Below are 23,080 nucleotides of genomic sequence, written 5' to 3'. Positions count from 1 at the left end.
CCATACTTTACACAAATGCGCTCAATTGGTGCGATTCCGGCGCTTTTCGCACCCCGAAAAGGCGACCGGCTTGCGGAGTTGTGGGCAATTATGTAAAAAAAGACGCTCTGTCGCAGAAAGTTTGAGGTGCATTATGCTCGACCGTGAAGGGTTTCGGCCCAACGTCGGCATCATCCTGCTAAACGCCCAGAACGAGGTGTGGTGGGGCAAGCGGGTGCGCGAGCACTCATGGCAGTTTCCACAAGGCGGTATCAAATATGGCGAAACACCGGAACAAGCCATGTTTCGCGAACTTGAAGAGGAAATCGGACTCAGACAGGAACACGTCAAAATTGTCGGACGCACCCGCGACTGGCTGCGCTATGAAGTGCCTGATCACTTCATCAAACGCGAAATTCGCGGCCATTACCGTGGCCAGAAGCAGATTTGGTTTCTGCTGAGAATGTGCGCGCGCGATAACGACGTCAATCTGCGCCTGACCGACCATCCCGAGTTCGACGCCTGGCGCTGGCATGAATATTGGGTCCCGCTCGATGTCGTGATTGAATTTAAACGCGATGTATACCAGCGTGCCTTGCAGGAGTTGTCACGCTTCCTGACCTGGCCAGCGCATGGCAATGGACAGCAGCGCCATACACCGCGCTACTTGCGCCAGCCGCATGCACCGCGCACCACAGAACAGGGCTGCGCAGGCGCCAGCGTTGAAGGATGTACGCCGGAACTGATACTGCCAGGCAAGGAGTAACACCAGACCGTCATGCATGCAGCGCACCATGCAAAAGGGGCAGCCTAGACAGGCTGCCCCTTTTTTCATGCCGGCAATGAATCTTGCCGGCTGCGTCAGGACAGGGATGGCAAGCCATCCCCTTCCCTGATGCTTATTTTGCCGCTACAACGGCTGGCGCCGAAGCCGAGGCCGAAGCAGCCGCTGCGGCTGCAGGCGCTGCGCCTGGCACGTCCAGCGTAAAGGCTTTCAAACCCAGCACGCCGCTGCTGTATTGACGGATGCGGTTAGCCAATGCAGGGTCGCTGTTCAGCTTTTGACCATACGATGGGACCATTTCCAGCATCTTCGCTTGCCATTCTGGCGTGGCCAGACGGTCTTTAAACGCTTTTTGCAACACTTTGATCATGATCGGTGGCGCGGTCGAAGCACCTGGCGAGGCGCCCAGCAGTGCCACGATGCTGCCATCGCCTGCACCGACAACTTCCGTACCAAACTGCAGCAAGCCGCCTTTTACCGGATCATCCTTGACGATCTGTACGCGTTGACCGGCGTTTTGCAGGGTCCAGTCTTCCATTTTCGCGTTCGGCAGGTACTCACGCAGCGTCGCCAGACGGTCTTCAGGCGAATTCATCACTTGCTGGACCAGGTATTTGGTCAATGGAATATTGTCGTAGCCCGCTTGCAGCATAGGACGCACATTGCCGGTGCCGATCGAGGCTGGCAAGTCGATCCACGAACCGTTTTTCAGGAACTTGGTCGAGAAAGTCGCAAATGGGCCAAACAGCAGGGCACGCTTGCCATCGATGATACGGGTATCGAGATGCGGCACGGACATCGGTGGCGAGCCAACCGAGGCTTTGCCGTAGACTTTGGCGTAGTGCTGGTTGATCAGCTCAGGATTGGTGGTGACCAGCCATTGACCGCCGACCGGCACGCCGCCGTAGCCTTTGGCTTCAGGAATGCCGGTTTTTTCCAGCAGCGGCAATGCACCGCCGCCAGCGCCAACGAAGACGAACTTGGCGCGCACATTCTGCTCCTTGCCGTCCGCCAGGTTTTTCACTTTCACGTTCCATACGCCATCGGCGCCACGCTTGATGTCTTCCACTTGGTTGCGCAGGTGCAATTCCATACCGTGTTTTTCGGTCAGGTTCTTCACCAGGCTGCGGGTCAGCGCGCCATAGTTGACGTCGGTGCCGATTTCCATGCGGGTAGCGGCCACTTTCTGGTTCTTGTCGCGGCCATTCATGACCAGCGGCGCCCATTGCTGGATCTGCGCGTAGTCTTCGCTGTACAGCATGCCCTTGAACAGGTTTTCTTTTTGCAGGGCAGCGTAGCGCTTGCGCAGGAAGTTGATATTGTCGTCGCCCCACACAAAGCTCATGTGCGGTACGTTGTTGATGAAGCTGCGTGGATCGCCCAGGTTTTTATGCGCCACTTCGTAGGCCCAGAATTGCTTGGAAATCTCGAATTGCTCGTTGATGTCAACAGCTTTCTTGGTTTCCACGTGACCATCGGCCGCTTCTGGCGTGTAGTTCAGTTCCATGAACGCGGAGTGGCCGGTGCCGGCGTTGTTCATCGCGTCCGAGCTTTCGGCAGCCACCGAATCGAGGCGCTCATACATGGCCATGGTCAGCGATGGATCCAGTTCCTTGAGCATGCTACCCAGGGTGGCGCTCATGGTGCCCGCGCCAATCAGCAGCACATCGACCGGTTTTTCCGACGACGCAGGTGGCGTCTTGTCACATGCCGCCAGGATCAGGCACGACATCAAAAGTAAAAGCGATTTACGCATACGTAACTCCGTTATTGAATACAGCAGAAGGTTGTTCTTGCACGCCACCACGACCGCAACATCAGCAGATAAAGCAAACAGGCCGCCATCCAGAGCGCCTAGGCGGCCGGACCAGCGGATGTGCGTAAATAGAGCATGCATGCTGCCATGCTCCCGGATGATTCAAGAGCAAATCTGGTGGCAAGGGTGCGGACAATACAAACCACGGCGCGGTCTCTGCACAGCCCGCCGGGCGGCAAAAACTGGCAACAAAATCGCGGTCAAGTCCATAGCAAATGTCAAGGACAAGAATTTTATCACCGTTAATTGACGTTGCTCGTTCGAAAGGATTGGGGATAATACTTACTGCCTGGTATTAAATTAAATTAACCAAAAGATTAAAAAAGCACCATAAATGCGCTGTGGCGTCGGGAATTTGGGCAACAATCGGTATGTCATTGGCGTACGCGGTACAATGTCGGCTGCTTCCATTTACGTACTAATACGATGTTTAATCCATCCTCCGATGATGTGCGCCGTTTCTTTTGCGACACCCTGCGCAAGCACCGTGCGCATGAAATCCTCAGTCCCATGGAAGCCATTGCGCTCGACTGGATCCTGGAACACCCCGAGTACGAAACCGAGCTGAGCGACGTCGAAGCAGCACTGGCACGCGATTACTCCGTCGAAGGGGGACAAGCCAATCCCTTTTTACACCTGTCCATGCATCTGTCGATCACGGAGCAGGTGCAGGTGGACCAGCCGCGCGGCATCCGCCCGGCCGTGCAGCAACTGACGCAGCGCCTCGATTCCATGCACGCGGCCCAGCATGAAGTGATGGAATGCCTGGGCCAGATGATCTGGGCTTCGCAGCGCTCGGGCTTGCCGCCCGACACGGACGCGTATATCGAGTGCGTGCGCCGGCGCTGATGCGCCGGAATTAAAGTAGCGATGCTGAAAAAAGCAAAAGCCACGCCCAGCGTGGCTTTTGCTTATGCAGTGCCCAAGCTCAGCGGTGGGTCACCAGCGTGGTGGGCAAACTGTGGAAGTAAGCGGCCAGGTCCTTGATATCCTGATTGCTCAGCGGCTTGACCTGCCCCGTCATGATGGCGTTGTTACGGCCATAGCCCTTGTCGCCGCGCTTGTAGGCGGTCAACGCGTGTTCCAGATAATCGCGGTGCTGGCCGGCCAGCTTCGGATAGGAGGGGTCGATAGGGGTGCCGTAATCCTTGCCATGGCAGCTGGCGCAGTCGTATTTTTTCGCCAGGGCCATGCCGGCATTGATATTACCAGCGGCGCTGGCACTGAAGGAAACGGTGGCGCATGCCAGGGCGGCGAGTAGTTTTTTCATCTGGCTAGTCCTCAGTTCGACTTGGCTTGTTGCGAATAGTAGGCGGCGACATCGGCGATGTCCTGGTCCGACAGGCTGCTAGCGATGCCCTTCATGCTGGGATGCTTGCGATCGCCTTTCTTGTACGCTTGCAAGGCGCTCTCGATATATTTCGCCGATTGGCCGCCGATCATCGGCACCTGGAAGACTTCGGGAAAGGTGGCCTTGTAGCCGGGAATACCGTGACAACCGATACACATTTCCACCTTGGCTGTCCCGGCCTTGGCGTTTCCTACAATGTCAGCCGCTGTGACGGCATTTGCTATGCCGGCAAGCACGAGAAGTGCAAATATTTTTTTCATAGTGGCAAAGTGAACAAAGGTAATCGGAGAAACGCCAGAGCTGGTTTTTTTATTCCTAAATGTTGACAAATAAGCTGTTAATTGCCGATTCTAACCAAGATATTCTTGCAAGTCCACCTACAAAAAACACGGTGTGTGCGTGCCGGCACAGACTGCTTGCGTGGCAGCCTGGCACAGTTCTGTTTATACTCAATTTCTTTCATCTTCAGGTAGAACGCTCATGCAAGCACCGCACACCCAGCCAGGCCAGCGCTTCGAAGGCTCCGAACAGTATGTCGCCACGGCCGACCTGAAACTGGCCGTGAATGCGGCGCTGACCCTGCAGCGCCCCTTGCTGATCAAGGGTGAGCCGGGCACTGGCAAGACCATGCTGGCCGAGGAAGTGGCGGCCGCGCTGAACATGCCGCTGATGCAATGGCATATCAAGTCGACCACCAAGGCCCAGCAAGGCCTGTACGAATACGACGCCGTCTCGCGCCTGCGCGATTCGCAGCTGGGCGACGAGCGCGTGCGCGACATCCAGAACTACATCGTCAAGGGCGTGCTGTGGCAAGCCTTTACGGCGCCCGAACCGGTGGTGCTGCTGATCGATGAAATCGACAAGGCCGATATCGAATTCCCGAACGATTTGCTGCGCGAGCTGGACCGCATGGAATTCTATGTCTATGAAACGCGCGAAATGGTCACGGCGCGCCACCGCCCGCTGGTGATCATCACCTCGAACAATGAAAAGGAATTGCCGGACGCCTTCTTGCGCCGCTGCTTCTTCCACTACATCAAATTCCCCGACAAGGACACGATGGAGCAAATCGTCGCCGTCCACTATCCGCACCTGAAACAGGAATTGCTGGCGCAGGCGCTGCAAACCTTTTATGCCGTGCGCGACGTGCCGGGCCTGAAGAAAAAGCCGTCGACCTCGGAGTTTCTCGACTGGCTCAAGCTGCTGCTGGCCGAGGATATCCCGGCCGAAGCGCTGCGCAGCAGCGACAATAAAACCATCGTGCCGCCCCTGCATGGCGCCCTGCTGAAAAATGAACAGGACGTGCACCTGTTCGAACGCCTGATGTTCATGTCGCGCACCAACCGCTAAGGGTTGCCGATGAACGAGATCACGCCCGTCACGCTGGAATTGAACGGCATCCGCCTCGAACCGCTGGCGCCCCACCACGCGGCCGGCCTGCGCGCGGCCGCCATGGATGGCGAACTGTGGAAACTGCGCGTCACTTCCGTGCCCGAACCGGACCAGATCGACCAGTACATCTTCAAGGGCATCGAAATGCGCCCCACGCGCTTCGCCTTCGCCGTCATCGACATCGCCAGCGGCGAAGTGATCGGCACTACCAGCTACCACGATGTGCTGCCCGCCATCGAGCGCCTGGAAATCGGCTACACCTGGTATGCCAAGCGCTGCCAGCGCAGCCACGTCAACACCACCGCCAAGCTGCTGTTGCTGACGCACGCCTTCGAGACCCTGGGCTGCGCGCTGGTGGGGCTGCGCACCGACAATTTCAACCATGCCTCGCAAGCGGCCATCGAGCGCCTGGGGGCGAAAAAAGATGGCGTGCTGCGCCACCATGCGCTGCGCCGCGACGGCACCGTGCGCGACACGGTCATGTACAGCATCGCGCGCGGCGAATGGCCGGAAATCGCCGCCCACCTGCGCTACAAGCTGGCGCAGCGGCCCATCGTCACGCTGCCCCGCGCAGTACAGGAAACGCCATGCTGATCGATTTCTTCTTCACCCTCAAGGATGCGAAGATACCCGTCTCGATCAAGGAATTCCTGACCTTGCTCGAAGCGCTGCAAAAGAACGTCATCGGCGCTTCGATGGATGATTTTTATTATTTATCGCGCCTGACCCTGGTCAAGGATGAAGCCCATTTCGACAAGTTCGACCGCGCCTTCGCCCAGTATTTCAAAGGGGTCAACGCAGCGTTTGAATCGAATGCGGCGATACCGCTGGACTGGCTGCTCAAGCGCATGCAGCGCGAACTGAGCGATGAGCAAAAGGCGCAGCTGGAAAAATTCGGCTACGATAAATTGATGGACCGCCTCAATGAACTGCTGAAGGAACAAAAGGAACGCCACGAAGGCGGCAGCAAGTGGATCGGCACCGGCGGCACTTCACCGTTCGGCAATGGCGGCACGAATCCTGAAGGCATCCGCATCGGCGGCAAGGGCGGCAACCGCACGGCAGTCAAAGTGTGGGAAGCGCGCAGCTACCAGGATTACGACGGTGAACGCGAACTGGGCACGCGCAACCTGAAAGTGGCGCTGCGCCGCCTGCGCAAGTTCGCGCGCGAGGGAGCGGAAGACGAACTGGCGCTGGACGCCACCATCGCCGCCACGGCCAATAACGCCGGTTATCTCGACCTCAGGATGCGGCCCGAACGCAAGAACCGCATCAAGGTGCTGATGCTGTTCGACGTGGGCGGCAGCATGGATGATCATATCGAGCGCACCGAAGAACTGTTTTCGGCGGCGAAGACGGAATTCAAGAACATGGAATTTTTTTACTTCCATAACTGCGTCTACGACACCCTGTGGAAGAACAACCGGCGCCGCAACAGCGAGCGTTTTTCCACCTGGGACGTACTGCGCAAATACCCGCCCGACACCAAGCTGATTTTTGTCGGCGACGCCACCATGAGTCCCTATGAAATCGTGCAGCCGGGCGGCTCGGTCGAGTACAACAACGAGGAAGCGGGCACGGTCTGGCTAGCGCGTTTCACGACAGCCTTTCCGAAATTCATCTGGCTCAATCCCGAGCAGGAAGGCTTGTGGCAGTACCGCCAATCGATAGGCATCATGCGGCAACTGATGAACAACCGCATGTTCCCGCTCTCGGTCAATGGCCTGGAACAGGGCATGCGCCTGCTCAGTAAATAAAAGGACGCAACAAAGAATCCATGGCGGCATGCCGCCGCCATGCCGTACACTGCGGTACTGATTAACTGTGCGGATCTTCTCCGCTACGGGTAGCGCGCCATCGGCATGGTTCGATTGCGTACGCCGTGCGCGGCTTCTGCTCCGGTAGAATCTGCGCATCGCGGCCTGCGCAAAAAATGCACTATCGCTGCACCACGATGTTGCCGCGCCAGCCTGGACGCTGCCGGCCGGTGCCAGCGCCAAATCAAAGGAGTGAGCATGCAAAGTATTCTCTCGATCGCCACCGATCTGTCCTGGCCGTTCGCCATTACCCTGGCCTGGGTCGTCGGTGAATTCGGCCACCGCTGGACTGGCCTGCCGCGCATCAGCTTTTATGGCGTGATCGGCTTCATCCTGGCGCAGAGCCAGGTCGGCGTGCTGCCGCAAACGGACGCCGGCCCCATGCTGGTGCTGGCCGACGTGGCCTTCGGCCTGATCCTGTTCGAAGTCGGTTACCGCATCAACCTGCGCTGGCTGAAAAACAATCCCTGGATCGCCGTCACGGGCGTGGTCGAATCCCTTTTCACCTTTATCGTGGTGTACTTCATCGGCATCGAATTTGGCGTCACCTCGATGACGGCGCTGCTGCTGGCCTCCCTGTCCATGTCGACTTCACCCGCCACCATCATGCGCGTGATTAACGAGGAACGCAGCTCGGGCCAGGTCACGGAACGCATCGTCCACCTGACGGCCCTGAACTGCGTGCTGGCCGTGTTCACCTTCAATATCATCGTCGGTTTCTGGATGTTCCAGAGTTCGACGGACCTGATCGAGGCGACCAGCAGCAGCGCCGCCGTACTGGCCGCGTCGGTGGCCGCCGGCACCGTATTCGGCATCATCGTGCCAGCCATGCTGCGCCGCCTGGGCAATATGGCGCAGGACGCCACCGTCGCTTTTGCGCTGTCGGTGATGCTGCTCGTCGCGCTGACCTACACCACCAGCCTGTCGCCGCTGCTGGCCACCCTCACCTTCGGCCTGGTAGCGCGCCACCGCAGGGTCGCCTTCAGCCAGGCGCAGCGCAATTTCGGCCCGCTCGGCGAATTGCTGACCGTGCTGCTGTTCGTGTATGCCGCCTCCACCCTGGAGTGGAGCAGCGTGACGGCCGGCGCGACGCTGGCCCTGGCCATCATCGGCGGACGCCTGCTGACCAAGGTCATCGGCGTGGCCGCGTTCTCGCATGTCAGCGGTATTTCCTGGCGCAAGGGCATGCTGACGGGTACGGCGCTGACGCCGATTTCCGTGTTCATCATCCTGCTGCTGGAACACGCGCGCCAGCAAGGCGTCAACTTCGGCGATGAATTGAACGCCCTGGCGGCCGTCACCCTGATGCTGGAACTGCTCGGCCCCGTACTGGTGCAGCGCGTGCTGATGCTGGCAAAAGAAACCCACGAAATCAAGGAGCGCTAAATGCCGCTGGAACCCTTTGGCCAATCGGCCGCGCTGACATTCGGCGTCGAACTCGAACTGCAACTGGTGAACCTGTCGGATTACGATTTGACGGCTGCCAGCCCCGACCTGCTGCACCTGCTGAACAAGAAGCCCTTCCCTGGCAACGTCACGCCGGAAATCACCGAAAGCATGATCGAGATTAATTCGAGCGTGCATACCCACCATGCGCCGCTGCTGGCGCAGTTGCAGGAAATCCGCGACACCCTGGTGACGGCCGGCGACAAGCTCAATATCGGCATTTCCGGCGGCGGCACCCACCCGTTCCAGCAATGGTCGTCGCAAAAGATCTTTTCCAAGCCGCGCTTCCAGGAGATTTCTGAACTGTATGGCTACCTGGCCAAGCAGTTCACCATCTTCGGCCAGCACGTGCACATCGGCTGCGCCTCGGGCGATGACGCCATGTTTTTGCTGCATTCGCTGAACCGCTACATCCCCCACTTCATCGCCCTGTCGGCATCCTCGCCATATGTGCAGGGGCGCGACACCCTGTTCGATTCGGCGCGCCTCAATTCCGTGTTCGCCTTCCCGATGAGCGGACGCGCGCCGTTCACCCTGAGCTGGGACCAGTTCTCCAACGAGTATTTCTCGAAGATGGAAAACACCGGCATCATCAAGAGCATGAAGGATTTTTACTGGGATATCCGGCCCAAGCCGGAATTCGGCACCATCGAGCTGCGCGTGTGCGACACGCCGCTGACGGTGGAACGGGCCGCCGCGCTGGCCGCCTACCTGCAGGCGCTATGCCGCTACCTGCTCGAACGCAAGGAGACGCCGCCGGTGGAAGACGATTACCTGGTGTACAACTACAACCGCTTCCAGGCCTGCCGCTTCGGCCTGGACGGCGCCATCACGCATCCGAAAACCTATGAAACCATGTCGCTGCGCGAAGACATCATGACCACCTTGCGCAAGATGGAGCCGCATTGCGAAGCGCTGGGCAGCATGCCGGCACTGAAGCATTTGTCGGACGTGGTCAAGCAGTGGAGCGATGCACAATACCTGCGCAAGCAGCACAGCCTGCAAGGCAGCGCCGAGGGCATGGTCGATTCAGCCATCCGCTGCTTCCGTGGCGAACCGATGAATTACTGAGGACGCCAGACAAAACCTGCCGCGCGTCGGTACAGGCGGCCTGCGATGCTCACCGCCTCGGCGGCCCCGTACTTCGTACGGTTGCGCTTCTCGACCACCTCTACCTTCCGCTCACGACGATTTTGCCTGGCGTCGTGACTTTTACCGCTACAGCTGAAATCTAAAAACCACACCCTATCTTTGCCAGCGTTTACAGCGAGCATGGTGCTTGTTACAATATTGAGAATGATTCTTATTATTGTTTAACACCAGCCAGCCCGGAAGGGCAGGCCATGCAAAGGAACGCGATGCCGCTGGCAGAGCCGCTACGACGCCAGGAAATCGCGACACTGTATGCCGACCATCATGGCTGGCTGCAGGGATGGCTGCGCAAGAAAATGGGTAGCACTGCCTGCGCGGCCGACCTGGCGCAAGATACCTTCGTGCGCCTGCTGGACCGTCAAGAAGCTGTCGCCGCGCGCGAACCACGGGCGTTTCTGGCCACCGTCGCCCAGCGCGTGCTGTGCAATCACTACCGGCGCCAGAAACTCGAACTGGCTTACCTGGACCTGCTGGCGCAACTGCCGGCACAGCATGCGCCCTCGCCCGAAGAGCGGGCATTGCTGCTCTCTACTTTGTTCGAGCTTGATCATATGCTGGACGGCCTGCCCCTGCCCGTCAGGCGCGCCTTCCTGCTGCGCCAGCTGGACGAGCTGCCGCAGGAAGACATCGCACGCCAGCTGGCTATTTCGCTGGCCACCGTCAAGCGTCATCTGCAGCGCGCAGCCTGCGCCACGCAAACATGGCAGCAACTGCAAACACAGCATGGACACCTGCCGCTGGCGATGCGCACTGGCTTGCTGCGCGCCTGCGCCCGCCAGCAGCCGAAGCGCCGCCAGGCCGTCAAATCGCTATGCCTGCTGCTGTTTTCCGGCGCCTCGCTATACGCGCTGGAGCGCCAGACACCGTGGCGCAGCTGGACGGCCGACTACCGCACGGGCATCAACCAGCGCCGCGTGGTGATGCTGGCCGACGGCACCGAGCTCACGCTCAATACGAATAGCGCCGTCAATATCGAATACAGCGGCCAACAACGGCGCATCGCGCTGCTGGCCGGTGAAATCTTCATCGCCACGGGCAAGGATGCGAGGCACAGAGCCTTCTTCGTCACTACGCCCTATGGCAGCCTGCAGGCGCTGGGCACGCGTTTCACCGTGCGCCTGCACGATAGCTACGCCAGCGCCGGCGTGCTGCAGGGCGCCGTCGCCGTGCTCGATGACGAAGGTGGCCAGCGCCTGGTACTGCATCCGGGCGAAGGCGCACGCTACGACCGCATCGCTCTCCACCGCCAGGCACTGCCTGCCTATGGCGGCGCCTGGCTCAATGGCATGCTGGTGGTGCGCGACATGCGCCTGGCCGATTTCCTGGCCGAGCTGTCACGCTATAGCGCGCATCCTCTGGGCTGCGCGCCGAGTCTGGCCAAGCTGCGCATCTCCGGCTCCTATCCGCTGGCCGACGTGGGCGCCATCCTCGATACCCTGTGCGCCAGCCTGCAACTGCGGCGCAACACCGTCACCCGCTTCTGGGGCCGCCAGGTCGTCAGGATCGAACTGGCGCAGCGCTAAAAATATTTTCTGCAAAATGAGCTGTTGGACCGTGTTCGCGTGACTTGGAGGATAGGCAATCCCCATCTCACGCATCCACGAAAGGTTTTTTCATGTATCACCTTCCTCTCCGCTTATTGAAACGCAGCGTACTCGCCTGCGCCCTGTCCCATATCGGCATCGGCCTGGTCCTGGTTTTGCCGGCCGAATCTGCCCAGGCCCAGCAAGTACGCGTCTACAGCATCCCCGCAGGCTCCCTGGGTGATGTGCTGACGCGCTTCGGCAGCGACAGCGCCATCCTGCTGTCCTTTTCCAGCGAAGCCACGCAAGGCTTGCACAGCACCGGCCTGCAAGGCAGCTACAGCTTGCAGGATGGCTTCCGTACGCTGCTGGCCGGTAGCGGCCTGCAAGCCGTGCCACAGCCGAATGGCGGCTACCTGCTGCAAAAAATCCCCGCTGGCGGCGCAACCACGCCAGACAGCCGCGGCATGGCCGTCATGAGCGGCGTCACCGTGGTGGCGGCAGCCGAACGCAGTGCCGTCACCGGCGGCACGGGCAGTTATACGGGCGGCCCCGCCAGCGGCGCCACCGGCCTGGCGCTGAGCCAGCGCGAAACGCCGCAGGCGCTGACCATCGTCACGCGCCAGCAAATGGATGACCAGAACAGCAATGCTGTCTCCGAGGTGATGAAAAACGTCAATGGCGTCAATGTGCAAAACTATGACAGCGACCGCTGGAGCTTCTGGGCGCGCGGTTTCGCCGTCACCAATTTCCAGTACGACGGCGTCTCGGCCATCTATGACGGCGTGTATGACTGGGGCACGACCAATAGCGACATGGCCATCTACGACCGCATCGAAGTGCTGAAAGGCGCGACCGGCCTGATGAGCGGTTCGGGCGATCCGTCGGCCACCGTCAACATGGTGCGCAAGCGCCCCACCGCCGCGTTTACCGGTTCGGCCAGCGTGGGCGCCGGCTCCTGGGACAACTACCGGGGCGAGATCGACCTTGCCGGTCCCCTCAACACCAGCGGCTCGGTGCGCGGCCGCGTGGTGGGCGCCTACCAGGACAAGCATTCCTACCTGGACCGCTACACACAGCAAAAGTCGGTTGCCTACGGCATCGTCGAAGCGGACCTGACACCTGTTACCCTGCTGACGGCCGGTTTCACGCACCAGGACTACAAGCCGCGCGGCTCCACCTGGACCGGCTTCCCCGTGCTGTTTTCCGATGGCACCCGTACGAAATTCCCCACCTCGTGGAATCCGGCTACCGACTGGAGCCGCCGCGACATGCAGAACACGACCCTGTTCACATCGCTGGAACACAGCTTTGCCAACGATTGGAAGCTCAAATTCAACGCCAATCAGCTGCGCAGCAAACATGACAGCGTGCTCGGTTCGGCCAGCGGCGGCAATCCCGACCCCGTCACCGGCGAAAATACCTATTTCTTCATGGGCAAATACATGGGCGACCGCCGCCAGAGCACGGTCAGCGTCGACGCCAGCGGCCCATTCACCGCCTTCGGCCGCCAGCATGAAGCCATGTTCGGCTATTCTTCATCGACGGCGAAACAGCACGGCCCCGTCTACGAATCGGTTTATCCAGCCTTGGAAGGCAGTTATTTCGACTGGCGCGGCCAGTACGCGGAACCGGCCTTCACGCGCCTGGGCAATGACAATGACAGCACGCGCCAGAGCGGCTTGTATGGCGCCGTGCGCCTGCATCCGGTCGATGCGCTCTCGCTGATCCTCGGTGCGCGCATCAGCAATTACAAGCAGGACCAGGACCGTACCTTCTTCGACAGCAGCACCGCAGACATCCAGTCGCACATCGAGGAAAACAAGGTCGTCACGCCTTATGCCGGCGCCGTGTATGACCTCGACCAGACCTATTCGGTCTTCGGCAGCTACACCAGCATCTTCGCGCCGCAAAGCAACCGCGATATCAATCGCAACTTCCTCTCGCCCGTACGCGGCAAGGGCATCGAGGCGGGTGTAAAGGCGCAATACCTGGCTGGCAAGGTCAATGCCAGCGCGTCCGTATTCCAGATCCGCCAAAGCAATGTGGCCAGCTATGTGGGCAACGTCAATGGCGAGGAAGCCTACAAAGCCATGGACGGCGTCACCAGCCGTGGCCTGGAAATGGAAGTGACGGGCGAAGTGGCGAAGGACGTGAAACTGAGCGCCGGCTACACCTACTCGCATGTGCGCGACGCCGACGGCAAGGAGGTGTTTTCCACCATGCTGCAAACCACCCAGCCAGTCCACCTGGTGCGCGTGCAAGGCAGCTGGCGCCTGCCGGCGGGCCTGGACAAGCTCACCGTGGGCGGCGGCATCAACTGGCAAAGCCGCTACTACGGCAAGCTGTGGAACCCGGCCGCCGACGACTATGTCCGCATCGCCCAGGGCAGTTACGCCCTGGCCAACCTGATGCTGCGCTATGACATCAGCAAGACCGTCACGGCCAGCCTCAACGTGAATAATCTGTTGAACAAGCAGTACCTGACAGGACTGGGCTTGTTCGAAACAGGCTTTTACGGCGAGCCGCGCAACGTCATGTTCACTTTGCGCAGCAAGTTCTGAGTCAGGCAGCGAACAGCGCCTGCGCCCAGGCTGGCGGATGCAATTCGCCGGCCAGCGGGGCATAACGCATATCGAAGCGCGAAGCGAGTTGATACACGGTGGCGGCGCCATCGCGCTGCCATTGCCCCGAAAAACCCGGCACGCCGGTTGCGGCGCGCTTGCGGTCGAATGAGACGGAGCTGTGGACAAACTCCTCGTGCGTCTTGCTGCCCTTGGCATACGGTTCCAGCCAGGCCAGCGCCGCACCCAGGCGTTTATTCGCGCCATACCAGTCTTCACCGTGGACCTGCGCCATCAGGGCTGCCATCAATAACGGCTCCAGCGTGTAGACCACATAGTGCAGCGCATCACGCTGTTCAAAGTCCATCGGCAAGCCATCATCGTGGATGTTATGCGGCAGGTGCTCGGCAAAGCGCTGCTGCGCCGCTGCGATCAGCGCTGGCTCGCCGCTGACATACGCTCCCGCCGTACCGAGCTTGATGCGGTGGCTGTGCCAGTTGTTGCGCGCCGTGCCCGGTCCGCCGTTGAGGACTTTTTCAGCCAGATAACCGGTGGCCAAGGTGCGGCCAAAGCGGCGCACCTGCTCGCGCTGAGCATCGTCGAGCGCATCGGCGATCAAATCATACGCAAACAGCAGGCTGCTCAAGTCTGTTTCATCGATGGGATTGTAGGAGGGCTGAAAATTGGCCGTCCAGCCCAGCACATAGCGCCGCGCACCGTCCAGATGCTCCTGCTTGCCCGACAAGCGCCAGGCCAGCGCCTGCAGGCGTGCCTGGCGCCAGTCTTCCTGCGCCTGCTGGCTTTGCGCACGCGTGCCTTCGCCATCGAGCAAGCCGCTGGTGCGCACCAAGGACATCAGGTGCAGCGGCCGGTCCAGCGTTTTTTGCGCCGCCCTGGTCAATTCGGCCTGGGCCTGCTGTGCCGTACGTTCGCGCAAAGTGGCCGCGCGCTGTGGCGATGTGAGCGCAAACCGCTGCGCGCCGGCTGCCTGGGGCGCCGCACGGACGCCGGCGAAAGGCAGCGCCAGCAAGCCCGCCAGCAGCAGGCGCCGTTGAGGGTGCATTGTGTGCTGGCTCAAAACCGTGTCTCCCGCGCCGCGCGCAAAAAATTATCGAGGATGGGGGTGCAATCGAGCAGTTCGACGCCACCGGCAGAATGAAACTCGGGATGCCACTGCAAGCCCATCACAAAACGCGCGCGCTGGTAGCGGATCGCTTCGACGATATTGTCGCCCTGCGATACCGCTTCGATCGTGATATCGCGCCCCAGGTCCTTGACGGACTGGTGGTGGATGGAATTGACCAGCGCTTCGCCCGTCTTCGGAAACAGGCCTGCCAAGGAGGAGCCTTTCGGGAAGACGATGGTGTGGCGGTGGCGGTCATACAGATCGTTGACGTGCGAACTGGCGCCTTCCACATCGGAAGCGATATCCTGATACAGGGTGCCACCGAAGCCCACGTTGATCAGCTGGCAGCCGCGGCAAATGCCCAGCACGGGTTTGCCCGCGTCGACGAATTCATGCAGCAGTTCCAGTTCGTACACATCGCGCGCGCGGTCGCCGCTCCACTCGGGGCGGGTGGCCGTCTCCGAATACGTTTGCGGCGAGACGTCGGCGCCGCCCTGCAGCACCAGGCCATCGAGGTGGCGCGCATAGTGGCGCAAGGTGATGTTACTTGGATGTAGCAAGCCACCGGTATTGACGGTGGGGATCATGAACACCAGCACGTCGCGCGACATCACCCACTGCGCGATCGACTCTTCCAGATACTGCAGATTCTTGCTGCGCAAGCCGGTGGCGCCCGGCTCCGGATGGAAAATCCGCGCCGAAATGCCGATACGCAGGGTACGCCGCATGAAATCGCGGCTGGCCTTGTCGCGCATGGCGCGGTAGCGTGAAGTGATCACGCGCCAGGCCAGTGCAAACGGCGTATCGTTTTCCTTCAAATAGCGGGGAACCGCATCGCGCGCGCGGTGTTCACGGTCGTCGCCAGCAGGTGCCTTGCCCACGGTTTCGGGGCGGGGCGGTGGATTCGGATCGGCTGGGTCGGGAGGTTTTTTTTCGTCTGACATGGCATGGCTTGTTGTAAGCGGAGACGGTTTCAATATAAACCGCCCGCCCCTGGTACACGATTCAATTTTGTAACAAAAGCGCATAAGTGCCCCATAAAGAGCCGATATGCGGCGTATAAATGCAACAACGCCAGCCTTACGCGCGCTATCGCATATGCCGTGTTTACGCCGATGCACGCGCTTTTTACAGTATCTTTACGGCGCCGCTGCTAACCTTGACTACATCTCAACCACTGCTGCAAAGCCACCATGGAACCCCTTTCACGTCTGCCAGCGCGCCAGCACCAAGTCAGTCATCATTCCCATGCACGCCATCATCAGTCCCGCCTGCCCACTTTTCTCATGCATATCACGGTCGACAAAGCCTGCCTGGCCGAACTGCGCCAGCTGGTTGTCAAGACTTGCGGCAGCATGCTGTCGTTCATGCGCGTCGAGGCGATTGAACACGCCGAGCGCATGAAAGTATGGCTGTGCGTGACGGAGCCGGCGCTGCGCCTGACGATGGACGCCGTGATGCGCTTGCTGCCGGCGGCGGAATTTGGCCGCATCAGCGAAAGGAAAAGCACATGAGCACCTATCTGCAGCATCCCCCTGAAAAAACCATGTCCTCCTCGCGCATCACCACCCATTTCCAAGGCATATGGGTACCGATGGTAACGCCGTTCCGCGATGGCGAAGTCGATCTCGACGCGGCCCAGCAGCTGGCCGATGAACTGGCCGGCAGCGGCATCTCGGGCCTGGTTGTCTGCGGCACCACCGGTGAAGCAGCCATGCTCGATGCAACTGAGCAGACCATGCTGCTCGACGCCGTGCTCGAAGCCGTCGGCCCCCACTTCCCGGTCGTGATGGGCGTGGGCGGCAGCGATACGCGCGCCGTCACGGCCACCGTGCAGCGCTATAACGACCACCCGCTGGCCGGCCTGCTCATTTCCACACCCGCTTATGTGCGCCCTTCGCAGGAAGGCATCGTGCGCCACTTCCAGAGCATCGCCGATGCCACCGACCAGTCTATCGTGCTGTACAACGTGCCGGCGCGCACCGGCGTCAACATGACGCCGCACACCGTCGCCCAGCTGGCGCGCGACTCGCATTTCGTCGCCATCAAGGAAGCCGGCGGCAAGCTGCAGCAACTGGGCGAACTGCTGCTGGAAACCCGGCTGGACGTGCTGTGCGGCGACGACGCGCTGCTGCTGGCCAGCCTGACCATGGGCGGCCACGGCGCCATGTCGGCCGCCGCCCAAATACGTCCCGACCTGTATGCGCAACTGTACGACCTCGTCAAAAGCGGCCGCCATGGCGCCGCCAGCGTCCTGTTCAAGGCCCTGCTGCCAGTGATCCGCCTGCTGTTTTCCGAACCGAACCCGGCGCCTGTCAAGGCGGCGCTGGCCCTGCAAGGCAAGGTGCGCGACGAATTGCGCCTGCCGATGACACCGATGTCCTCTGCCGGCCAGGCCAGCCTGGCCGAGGTACTGGAACAACTGATGGAACTGCCGCGCTGGAGCGCCTGCGGCAGGGAAGCACAGGAAACACCGCGCGAAGGCTGTTTGCTGCAGCTGGTGTCGACCTCCAACATCATTCCTGCCGTACGCCACGATGATCATCGCTATCACAGCTGAACAGGGACGGATGGAGAAATCCATCCTGGCGGCAAGGCTGGCCAGTTCGCTGGCTGCCCTGCGCGCGCAAGCGGGACGCAAGGTGCTGCTGCTCGACGCCGACCCGCGCCACGGCGCCCTCGACCAGGCCCAGGCCGCGGGCGAGCCTGCATTGGCCCACCTGACGGCGCGCCCCATCAGCGCCAAGGGCTTGCAGCCCGAACTCGAACACCTGGTCAACTGCTACCACGACATCGTGATCGACAGCGAAGCGCGCGACTCGCTCGGCAGCCGCTCGGCCATGATCGCCGCCCGCGTGCTGGTGGTGTCCGTCGACGGCCTGGCCGACGAAGCAAACCTGGTGCGCCGCATCGCCCATGCACGCAGCATCAATCCCGGCCTGCGCGTGCTGCTGGTCACGGCGACCATGTCAGAGGCGGTGCATGCCCTGGCGGCGCAGATCGAAGCGGCCAGCGTGGTCGATGCCGGGCAGTTGTACGCCGCCGTGTTTGAACAGCCCCCTCCTTGCCAGCCTGATCACACCGCAGCCAGTTCCAAAGCAACTGGCTACGGTATCGTGTCAATTAAAACGTCTTGCTAACCGTCAGCTGCAGCGCCGTCTTGCCCAGGAATTTGCCATTCGCGGGCGAAGCGTAAGCCTGTTTATCTGCGTTCGTGCCGATTACGGCCAGTGCGCCCGTGACGACACCGAAATCGCGCGTCAGGCCCACCTTCCAGTCCGCGTAGCTCGACGCGTCACTGTTTTTCACGTTCTGGTAACCGGCGTGCAGATTGGCCGTCCAGCCTTCTGCCAGGCCGATATTCGCGCCCACGTCCACATAGCTGCTGTTTTTGCTGTTGGCGATGCCGAACAGGTTGGAGACCGCCTGCGAATACTTGATGTAGGCAGGACCGTAAGACAGCTGGCCATAGATTTCCTGGGTATTGGCATCGGCCAGGCCGATAACATCGCGCAAGCCATTGTCGGCATACACATACACCAGCACACCCACGTCATAGCCGATATCCCCACCCAATTGTCCACGCTTGCCGGCAGACAGGTCGAGCTCCACACCGCCGCTGCCGCCGCTGTCCCTGGTCCAGCTGATGCTCGAGGCCCAGGCGCTCGCGTACAGGCCGGTCGGGTTGTTGACATAGTCGGCGCCGCCCTGCAGGGCCGGGTTCAGCCGCGTTTGCGAAATGCCGCGATAACGGTAGTCCGAGACGCCGGCGAGATTGAAGCTCAGTTCATTGTCGGGCTTGACCTCGTCGGCGTGGACCGTGGTGCCCGCAAAGGTAGTGGCGACGGCAAGTGCAATCAGTATTTTATTCATGCGATTCTCTTTATTATTGGTATGGGCCTTTGCCAAATGGCGCAGCTGGCCCGATGCTGCAAAAAAAATGGGTAAAGCATCCCCCTGGTGCGCGCAGCACCGCTTTTCAAACAGGGGGAAGGACGGTATTAAAGCGGCAGCAGCAAGCGGTAACCGACTGCGGTTTCCGTCAGCAGATACTGCGGCTGGGCCGGATCGGCTTCCAGTTTCTGGCGCAGATGGCCCATGTAGATGCGCAGGTAATGGCCGTTTTCGCTATTCGACGGCCCCCACACTTCGCGCAGCAGTTGCGGGTTGGTGACCACCCTGCCGGCGTTTTTCACCAGCACCGACAGCAGACGGAATTCCGTCGGCGTCATGTGCACCAGTTGCTTGTTGCGCGTGACCAGGCGGTCTTTCAGGTCGACCCGCACGTCGCCAAACTGCACCACGCCATCCTCATTGGCGCTGGGCTGGCGCTGACGGCGCAAGGTGGCGCGCACGCGGGCCAGCAGCTCGCCTACGCCGAACGGCTTGGTCAGGTAATCGTCGGCGCCCGCATCGAGCGCACGGATCTTGTCCTGTTCATCGACCCTTGCCGACAGCACGATGATGGGCACGGCCGACCATTTGCGGATATCGGCAATGAAATCGATGCCGTCGCCATCGGGCAGGCCCAGGTCGAGCACGATCAGGTCGGGCCGGCGCGTGCCGGCGTCGATCAAGCCGCGCTGCATGGTGGCCGACTCGAAAATCTGCCAGCCCTCTTCTTCCAGCGCCGAGCGCACGAAACGGCGGATTTGCGGCTCATCTTCGACCAGCAAGGCAGTAGCGGAAGGTTCGTTCATCATATTTTTCCTGTGTCATTGATATCGGCGCCCGCCTCTGCTTCGTCGAGCTCCAGCTCGGGCAAGGCCGGCGGCGTCCCCAGCGGCAGCGTGAACACGAGGGCGGCGCCCTGTCCGGGCAGTTGCGCCTGCGCCCGTATCGTGCCGCCATGTGCTTCGACGATGGCGCGGCAGATGGCCAGCCCCAGTCCCACGCCCGGCTTGTTCGATTCGCGTTCGCCGCGCGTGAATTTTTCAAAAATCGCTTCTTCGCGGCCAGGCGGCAGGCCGGGGCCGTCGTCGCTCACCGTCACCTGCAGGAACTGGCCCAGCACCCTGGCCGCGATCGTGATGGTGCTGCCCGGCGGCGTGTACTTGGCCGCGTTTTCCAGCAGATTGCACAGCACGCGCTCGACCAGCACCGCGTCATAGCGCACCAGCGGCAAATCCGGCGCCAGTTGCGTCTGCACCTGGTGGCCCAGCAACTGGGGACGGCTGGCGCGCAAGGCACTGCCGACCACTTCTTCCAGCGCCTGCCATTGCAGGTTCAGGCGCACCTGGCCGCTTTCGATGCGCGCCATGTCGAGCAAATTGGCCACCAGGGCGCTCATGCGCACGGTTTCGGACTGCAGCGAGCGCGCCATGTCCAGCTGCGCACTCGACAAGGCAGGCCTGGACAGCGCCAGCGATTCGGCCAGTCCCACCAGCGACGTCAAGGGCGTGCGCAAGTCGTGCGACAGCGCCGCCAGCAGGGAATTGCGCAAGCGCTCCGATTCCATCTGCACCAGCGCGCCCTGCGCCACGTCGATGTAGTGCACACGCTCGAGCGCAATGGCCGCCAGCGCGGCGAAGGTGTCCAGGTGCTGCCGCTGTTCCGGCACCAGCAGCCAGCGGCGGTGATTCGGTTCATCGAGCGGCAGCAGCGCCAGCAAGCCGCGCGTGCGCATCGGCGCGATCAGCGGCAAATAAAAGATGTTCGAGCCGGGCAAGGTATCGGTGCCCGTGCCGGCCGCTTCCGCGCGGTCGAACGCCCATTGCGCAATGCCCAGGTCCAGCTCCGCCACGTTCGCTGGCGCCTGCAGCCGCCCCTGCTCATCGGGCAGCAGCAAGGTGGCGCGCGCCCGGAACGCCCGTTCGATGGCGCTCTTCGTGATGTCGAAAATCTGCTCGGTCTGCAGCACGCCCGACAATTCGCGCGAAAATTCATACAGGGCGCGGGCACGCGACTCGCGGTGCGACGCCACCCTGGCCTGGAAACGCAGGCCCGCCGTCAGATGGCCGGTGATCAGGCCCACCGCCAGCATCACGCCAAACGTGATGATGTACTGGAAATCGCCGACGGCAAACGAATAACGGGGCGGCACGAAGATGAAATCAAAGCAGGCCACGCCCACCAGGCTGGCCAGCGCCGCCGGTCCACGGCCCAGGCGCACGGCCACCAGCACCACCGTCAGCAGGGACAGCATGGCGATATTGGCCAGGTCCAGGTAGGGCTGCAGCGGCACCGAAGCGATAGCCGTCAGCAGGCTGGCGCCAGCGGCAAAGATATAGCGCCAATGGCGCGAAGGACGGCGCGGTCCATCGGCCTCGTCATCGCCCGTGGCTCTGCGCAGCGGGGCATCACTGGCAGGCAGGCCCACTTCGATCAGGTCGACATCGGGCGCCAGGCTGGCCATGCGCTGCGCCGGCGGCGCATTCCACCAGCGCGCCAGCAGGCCGGCACGGCCACGGCCGACGATAACTTTCGAGATATTCGCACTGCGCGCATACTCGACGACGGCGGCCGCGATATCGGCGGAAGCAACGATGGCGGTGCGCGCGCCCAGGTCTTGCGCCAGTTTCAGGGTTTTCAGGATGCGCTCGCGCTCGCGCGCCGGCAGGCGCTGCAAGTTGGGCGTTTCCACGTACAGCGCATGCCATTCCGCATTGAGCTGGCCAGCCAGGCGCGCCGCGCTGCGGATCACGTGTTCGCCGCCGGCGCGCGGGCCCACGCAGGCCAGCAGGGCCACGCCCGTCTTCCATACGGGATTGATGGATTTTTCGACGCGGTAAGCCTGCACGTCATCCTGCACCCGGTCCGCCGTGCGGCGCAGCGCCAGCTCGCGCAAGGCGATCAGGTTACCCTTGCGGAAAAAATTCTGCGAGGCGCGCTCGGCCTGCTGCGGCTTGTACACCTTGCCCAGCTTCAGGCGGCGCAGCAGTTCATCGGCCGGAATGTCGACCAGCACCACTTCATCGGCGCGGTCAAACACGGTGTCGGGCAGGGTTTCCGCCACGCGGATGCCGGTGATGCCGCCCACCACATCGTTCAGGCTTTCCAGGTGCTGCACATTGACGGTCGATAGCACATCGATACCGGCGGCCAGCAATTCCTCGACATCCTGCCAGCGCTTGGGATGGCGCGAACCGGCCACGTTCGAATGGGCCAGTTCATCCATCAGTATCAACGGTGGCGCGCGGCGCAGCGCCTCGTCGAGATCAAACTCCAGCAAGGTCTTGCCCCGGTATTCGACCGCTTTTAACGGCAGCAGGGGCAGCCCCTCAAGCTGGGCAGCCGTATCCTGGCGCCCATGCGTCTCCACCACGCCGACCAGCAGATCCTGACCATCGGCCAGCATCTTGCGGGCCGCGGCGAGCATGGCGTAGGTCTTGCCCACGCCGGCCGACGCGCCAAAATAAATGCGCAGCCTGCCGCGTGCGGCCTTTTTTTCCTGCGCCTGCACCTGTGCCAGCAGGGCATCAGGGTCGGGACGTTGGCTGTCGTTGGGGTGCATGGATCTCTTTTATGTCAGTACAGGGAGCAAAGCCGGCGGTGGCATGCGGCCCAATGGGGTGCATGCCGATCACGAAGTGACTGCCCCTTATCTTACTTCTGCGCCGCATCGAGCGCCAGATTCAGTTCCAGCACATTTACGCGCGGTTCGCCGAAAAAGCCGATATACGCGGTTTTCTGCAGCCTGGCGATGGTGTTTTCCACCTGCGCCAGGGGCAGGCCGCGCACGCGGGCCACGCGGCGCGCCTGGTAGACGGCGGCCGCCAGGCTGATTTCAGGGTCCAGGCCACTGCCCGAGGCCGTCACCAGGTCGACCGGAATGGCGGTGGTGTTGTCAGGATCGGCTTCCTTCAGGGCGGCGATGCGTCCCTTGACGGCGTCCACCAGGGCTGGATTGCTCGGCCCCAGGTTGGAGCCACCCGAGCCGGCGCCGTTGTTGGCCATCGGCGTGGTGGCCGAAGGACGGCCCCAGAAGTACCTGGGCGAAGTGAAGGACTGGCCGATCAGGGTCGAGCCGACCGGCTTGCCGTCGCGCTCGATGATGCTGCCATCGACCTGGTGGCTGAAGGCCAGCTTGCCGATGCCAGTGGTGGCGAGAGGATACATCACGCCGCAAATCACGGTCAGCGCGGCGAACAGGACGACTGCGGGGCGAACGATAGTGCTCATGATATTACC

21 protein-coding genes and 1 pseudogene are annotated in these 23,080 nt (G+C 61.5%); 13 read left to right on the top strand and 9 right to left on the bottom strand.

The window, feature by feature from the left end; genetic code table 11:
- Positions 1-133 precede the first annotated feature (133 nt).
- Positions 134-745 carry an RNA pyrophosphohydrolase gene (locus ACL9RI_RS00270; protein ID WP_422724622.1) on the top strand — a complete coding sequence of 204 codons (612 nt, stop codon included), beginning with the start codon at positions 134-136 and terminating at the stop codon, positions 743-745.
- A 133-nt stretch (positions 746-878) separates the two neighbouring features.
- Here ACL9RI_RS00270 and mqo read toward each other — a convergent pair whose 3' ends face one another.
- Complete coding sequence (gene mqo / locus ACL9RI_RS00265; RefSeq protein WP_422724621.1) at positions 879-2,519, bottom strand: malate dehydrogenase (quinone); 1,641 nt, start codon at positions 2,517-2,519, stop codon at positions 879-881.
- 486 nt (positions 2,520-3,005) lie between these two features.
- On the opposite strand from mqo, the gene ACL9RI_RS00260 reads away from it, so the two are divergent.
- Positions 3,006-3,428 carry a DUF1841 family protein gene (locus tag ACL9RI_RS00260; protein ID WP_422724620.1) on the top strand — a complete coding sequence of 141 codons (423 nt, stop codon included), beginning with the start codon at positions 3,006-3,008 and terminating at the stop codon, positions 3,426-3,428.
- Positions 3,429-3,507: 79 nt separating this feature from the next.
- On the opposite strand, the gene ACL9RI_RS00255 is transcribed toward ACL9RI_RS00260, so the two are convergent.
- Together ACL9RI_RS00255 and ACL9RI_RS00250 are read right to left on the bottom strand one after the other, a co-directional pair.
- The gene (locus ACL9RI_RS00255; RefSeq protein WP_422724619.1) at positions 3,508-3,849 is read right to left on the bottom strand and encodes a c-type cytochrome; all 342 of its coding nucleotides are present in this window, start codon (positions 3,847-3,849) and stop codon (positions 3,508-3,510) included.
- 11 nt (positions 3,850-3,860) lie between these two features.
- The gene (locus tag ACL9RI_RS00250) at positions 3,861-4,190 is read right to left on the bottom strand and encodes a c-type cytochrome (RefSeq protein WP_422724618.1); all 330 of its coding nucleotides are present in this window, start codon (positions 4,188-4,190) and stop codon (positions 3,861-3,863) included.
- Positions 4,191-4,410: 220 nt separating this feature from the next.
- On the opposite strand from ACL9RI_RS00250, the gene ACL9RI_RS00245 reads away from it, so the two are divergent.
- From ACL9RI_RS00245 to ACL9RI_RS00210, 8 genes and pseudogenes are all read left to right on the top strand, one after another.
- On the top strand, positions 4,411-5,280 hold the full coding sequence (locus ACL9RI_RS00245) for an AAA family ATPase (RefSeq protein ID WP_422724617.1): 870 nt from the start codon (positions 4,411-4,413) through the stop codon (positions 5,278-5,280).
- A gap of 9 nt (positions 5,281-5,289) precedes the next feature.
- Entirely contained in the window at positions 5,290-5,916 is a 627-nt protein-coding gene (locus ACL9RI_RS00240; protein WP_422724616.1) for a GNAT family N-acetyltransferase, read from the top strand.
- Complete coding sequence (locus ACL9RI_RS00235; protein ID WP_422724615.1) at positions 5,910-7,079, top strand: vWA domain-containing protein; 1,170 nt, start codon at positions 5,910-5,912, stop codon at positions 7,077-7,079. The genes ACL9RI_RS00240 and ACL9RI_RS00235 overlap by 7 nt, the downstream gene beginning before the upstream one ends.
- Before the next feature lie 258 nt (positions 7,080-7,337).
- Complete coding sequence (locus tag ACL9RI_RS00230; protein WP_422724614.1) at positions 7,338-8,525, top strand: cation:proton antiporter; 1,188 nt, start codon at positions 7,338-7,340, stop codon at positions 8,523-8,525.
- The gene (locus ACL9RI_RS00225) at positions 8,526-9,656 is read left to right on the top strand and encodes a YbdK family carboxylate-amine ligase (RefSeq protein WP_422724613.1); all 1,131 of its coding nucleotides are present in this window, start codon (positions 8,526-8,528) and stop codon (positions 9,654-9,656) included. It abuts the gene before it with no gap.
- Positions 9,657-9,928: 272 nt separating this feature from the next.
- A pseudogene (locus tag ACL9RI_RS00220) lies at positions 9,929-10,420 on the top strand (sigma-70 family RNA polymerase sigma factor); the annotation flags it as partial.
- A 60-nt stretch (positions 10,421-10,480) separates the two neighbouring features.
- A complete protein-coding gene (locus ACL9RI_RS00215; protein WP_422725150.1) occupies positions 10,481-11,260 on the top strand; it encodes a FecR family protein in 780 nt (259 codons plus the stop codon).
- A gap of 92 nt (positions 11,261-11,352) precedes the next feature.
- The gene (locus ACL9RI_RS00210; protein ID WP_422724612.1) at positions 11,353-13,824 is read left to right on the top strand and encodes a TonB-dependent siderophore receptor; all 2,472 of its coding nucleotides are present in this window, start codon (positions 11,353-11,355) and stop codon (positions 13,822-13,824) included.
- A 1-nt stretch (position 13,825) separates the two neighbouring features.
- On the opposite strand, the gene ACL9RI_RS00205 is transcribed toward ACL9RI_RS00210, so the two are convergent.
- Both ACL9RI_RS00205 and ACL9RI_RS00200 read right to left on the bottom strand, forming a co-directional pair.
- Positions 13,826-14,902, bottom strand: coding sequence for an alginate lyase family protein (locus ACL9RI_RS00205; protein ID WP_422724611.1), 1,077 nt, complete (start codon positions 14,900-14,902; stop codon positions 13,826-13,828).
- The gene (locus ACL9RI_RS00200; RefSeq protein WP_422724610.1) at positions 14,899-15,894 is read right to left on the bottom strand and encodes a gamma-glutamyl-gamma-aminobutyrate hydrolase family protein; all 996 of its coding nucleotides are present in this window, start codon (positions 15,892-15,894) and stop codon (positions 14,899-14,901) included. The genes ACL9RI_RS00205 and ACL9RI_RS00200 overlap by 4 nt, the downstream gene beginning before the upstream one ends.
- A 342-nt stretch (positions 15,895-16,236) precedes the next feature.
- Here ACL9RI_RS00200 and ACL9RI_RS00195 point away from each other — a divergent pair, with 342 nt between their 5' ends.
- From ACL9RI_RS00195 to ACL9RI_RS00185, 3 genes are read left to right on the top strand one after another with little or no spacing between them, the layout of a single operon-like run.
- Positions 16,237-16,464, top strand: coding sequence for a hypothetical protein (locus ACL9RI_RS00195; protein WP_422724609.1), 228 nt, complete (start codon positions 16,237-16,239; stop codon positions 16,462-16,464).
- On the top strand, positions 16,461-17,510 hold the full coding sequence (gene dapA, locus ACL9RI_RS00190) for a 4-hydroxy-tetrahydrodipicolinate synthase (RefSeq protein ID WP_422724608.1): 1,050 nt from the start codon (positions 16,461-16,463) through the stop codon (positions 17,508-17,510). Before ACL9RI_RS00195 ends, dapA begins: the two co-directional genes overlap by 4 nt.
- A 10-nt stretch (positions 17,511-17,520) precedes the next feature.
- A complete protein-coding gene (locus ACL9RI_RS00185; RefSeq protein ID WP_422724607.1) occupies positions 17,521-18,090 on the top strand; it encodes a cobyrinic acid ac-diamide synthase in 570 nt (189 codons plus the stop codon).
- Here ACL9RI_RS00185 and ACL9RI_RS00180 read toward each other — a convergent pair.
- From ACL9RI_RS00180 to kdpC, 4 genes are all read right to left on the bottom strand, one after another.
- On the bottom strand, positions 18,074-18,823 hold the full coding sequence (locus ACL9RI_RS00180) for a TorF family putative porin (protein WP_422724606.1): 750 nt from the start codon (positions 18,821-18,823) through the stop codon (positions 18,074-18,076). The two genes, ACL9RI_RS00185 and ACL9RI_RS00180, sit on opposite strands and share 17 nt — an antisense overlap.
- 128 nt (positions 18,824-18,951) lie before the next feature.
- Positions 18,952-19,650, bottom strand: coding sequence for a two-component system response regulator KdpE (kdpE, locus tag ACL9RI_RS00175; protein ID WP_183674826.1), 699 nt, complete (start codon positions 19,648-19,650; stop codon positions 18,952-18,954).
- On the bottom strand, positions 19,650-22,403 hold the full coding sequence (locus ACL9RI_RS00170; RefSeq protein ID WP_422724605.1) for a DUF4118 domain-containing protein: 2,754 nt from the start codon (positions 22,401-22,403) through the stop codon (positions 19,650-19,652). The genes kdpE and ACL9RI_RS00170 overlap by 1 nt, the downstream gene beginning before the upstream one ends.
- A 92-nt stretch (positions 22,404-22,495) precedes the next feature.
- Positions 22,496-23,071: a potassium-transporting ATPase subunit KdpC gene (kdpC, locus tag ACL9RI_RS00165; protein WP_422724604.1), complete on the bottom strand. Its 576-nt coding sequence runs from the start codon at positions 23,069-23,071 to the stop codon at positions 22,496-22,498.
- Between the last annotated feature and the right edge of the window lie 9 nt (positions 23,072-23,080).

The organism is Janthinobacterium sp. Mn2066, assembly GCF_049319705.1.
Taxonomy (GTDB): domain Bacteria; phylum Pseudomonadota; class Gammaproteobacteria; order Burkholderiales; family Burkholderiaceae_D; genus Janthinobacterium.
Note: the sequence above shows the minus strand (reverse complement) of the source record. Positions and strands in the feature narration are given on the sequence as shown.

Bases quoted from the DNA above. Each gene is read 5' to 3' on its own strand.
- ACL9RI_RS00270 (WP_422724622.1), top strand. From the start codon at position 134: ATGCTCGACCGTGAAGGGTTTCGGCCCAACGTCGGCATCATCCTGCTA.
- mqo (WP_422724621.1), bottom strand. From the start codon at position 2,519: ATGCGTAAATCGCTTTTACTTTTGATGTCGTGCCTGATCCTGGCGGCA.
- ACL9RI_RS00260 (WP_422724620.1), top strand. From the start codon at position 3,006: ATGTTTAATCCATCCTCCGATGATGTGCGCCGTTTCTTTTGCGACACC.
- ACL9RI_RS00255 (WP_422724619.1), bottom strand. From the start codon at position 3,849: ATGAAAAAACTACTCGCCGCCCTGGCATGCGCCACCGTTTCCTTCAGT.
- ACL9RI_RS00250 (WP_422724618.1), bottom strand. From the start codon at position 4,190: ATGAAAAAAATATTTGCACTTCTCGTGCTTGCCGGCATAGCAAATGCC.
- ACL9RI_RS00245 (WP_422724617.1), top strand. From the start codon at position 4,411: ATGCAAGCACCGCACACCCAGCCAGGCCAGCGCTTCGAAGGCTCCGAA.
- ACL9RI_RS00240 (WP_422724616.1), top strand. From the start codon at position 5,290: ATGAACGAGATCACGCCCGTCACGCTGGAATTGAACGGCATCCGCCTC.
- ACL9RI_RS00235 (WP_422724615.1), top strand. From the start codon at position 5,910: ATGCTGATCGATTTCTTCTTCACCCTCAAGGATGCGAAGATACCCGTC.
- ACL9RI_RS00230 (WP_422724614.1), top strand. From the start codon at position 7,338: ATGCAAAGTATTCTCTCGATCGCCACCGATCTGTCCTGGCCGTTCGCC.
- ACL9RI_RS00225 (WP_422724613.1), top strand. From the start codon at position 8,526: ATGCCGCTGGAACCCTTTGGCCAATCGGCCGCGCTGACATTCGGCGTC.
- ACL9RI_RS00215 (WP_422725150.1), top strand. From the start codon at position 10,481: ATGCGCACTGGCTTGCTGCGCGCCTGCGCCCGCCAGCAGCCGAAGCGC.
- ACL9RI_RS00210 (WP_422724612.1), top strand. From the start codon at position 11,353: ATGTATCACCTTCCTCTCCGCTTATTGAAACGCAGCGTACTCGCCTGC.
- ACL9RI_RS00200 (WP_422724610.1), bottom strand. From the start codon at position 15,894: ATGTCAGACGAAAAAAAACCTCCCGACCCAGCCGATCCGAATCCACCG.
- ACL9RI_RS00195 (WP_422724609.1), top strand. From the start codon at position 16,237: ATGCATATCACGGTCGACAAAGCCTGCCTGGCCGAACTGCGCCAGCTG.
- dapA (WP_422724608.1), top strand. From the start codon at position 16,461: ATGAGCACCTATCTGCAGCATCCCCCTGAAAAAACCATGTCCTCCTCG.
- ACL9RI_RS00185 (WP_422724607.1), top strand. From the start codon at position 17,521: ATGGAGAAATCCATCCTGGCGGCAAGGCTGGCCAGTTCGCTGGCTGCC.
- ACL9RI_RS00180 (WP_422724606.1), bottom strand. From the start codon at position 18,823: ATGAATAAAATACTGATTGCACTTGCCGTCGCCACTACCTTTGCGGGC.
- kdpE (WP_183674826.1), bottom strand. From the start codon at position 19,650: ATGAACGAACCTTCCGCTACTGCCTTGCTGGTCGAAGATGAGCCGCAA.
- ACL9RI_RS00170 (WP_422724605.1), bottom strand. From the start codon at position 22,403: ATGCACCCCAACGACAGCCAACGTCCCGACCCTGATGCCCTGCTGGCA.
- kdpC (WP_422724604.1), bottom strand. From the start codon at position 23,071: ATGAGCACTATCGTTCGCCCCGCAGTCGTCCTGTTCGCCGCGCTGACC.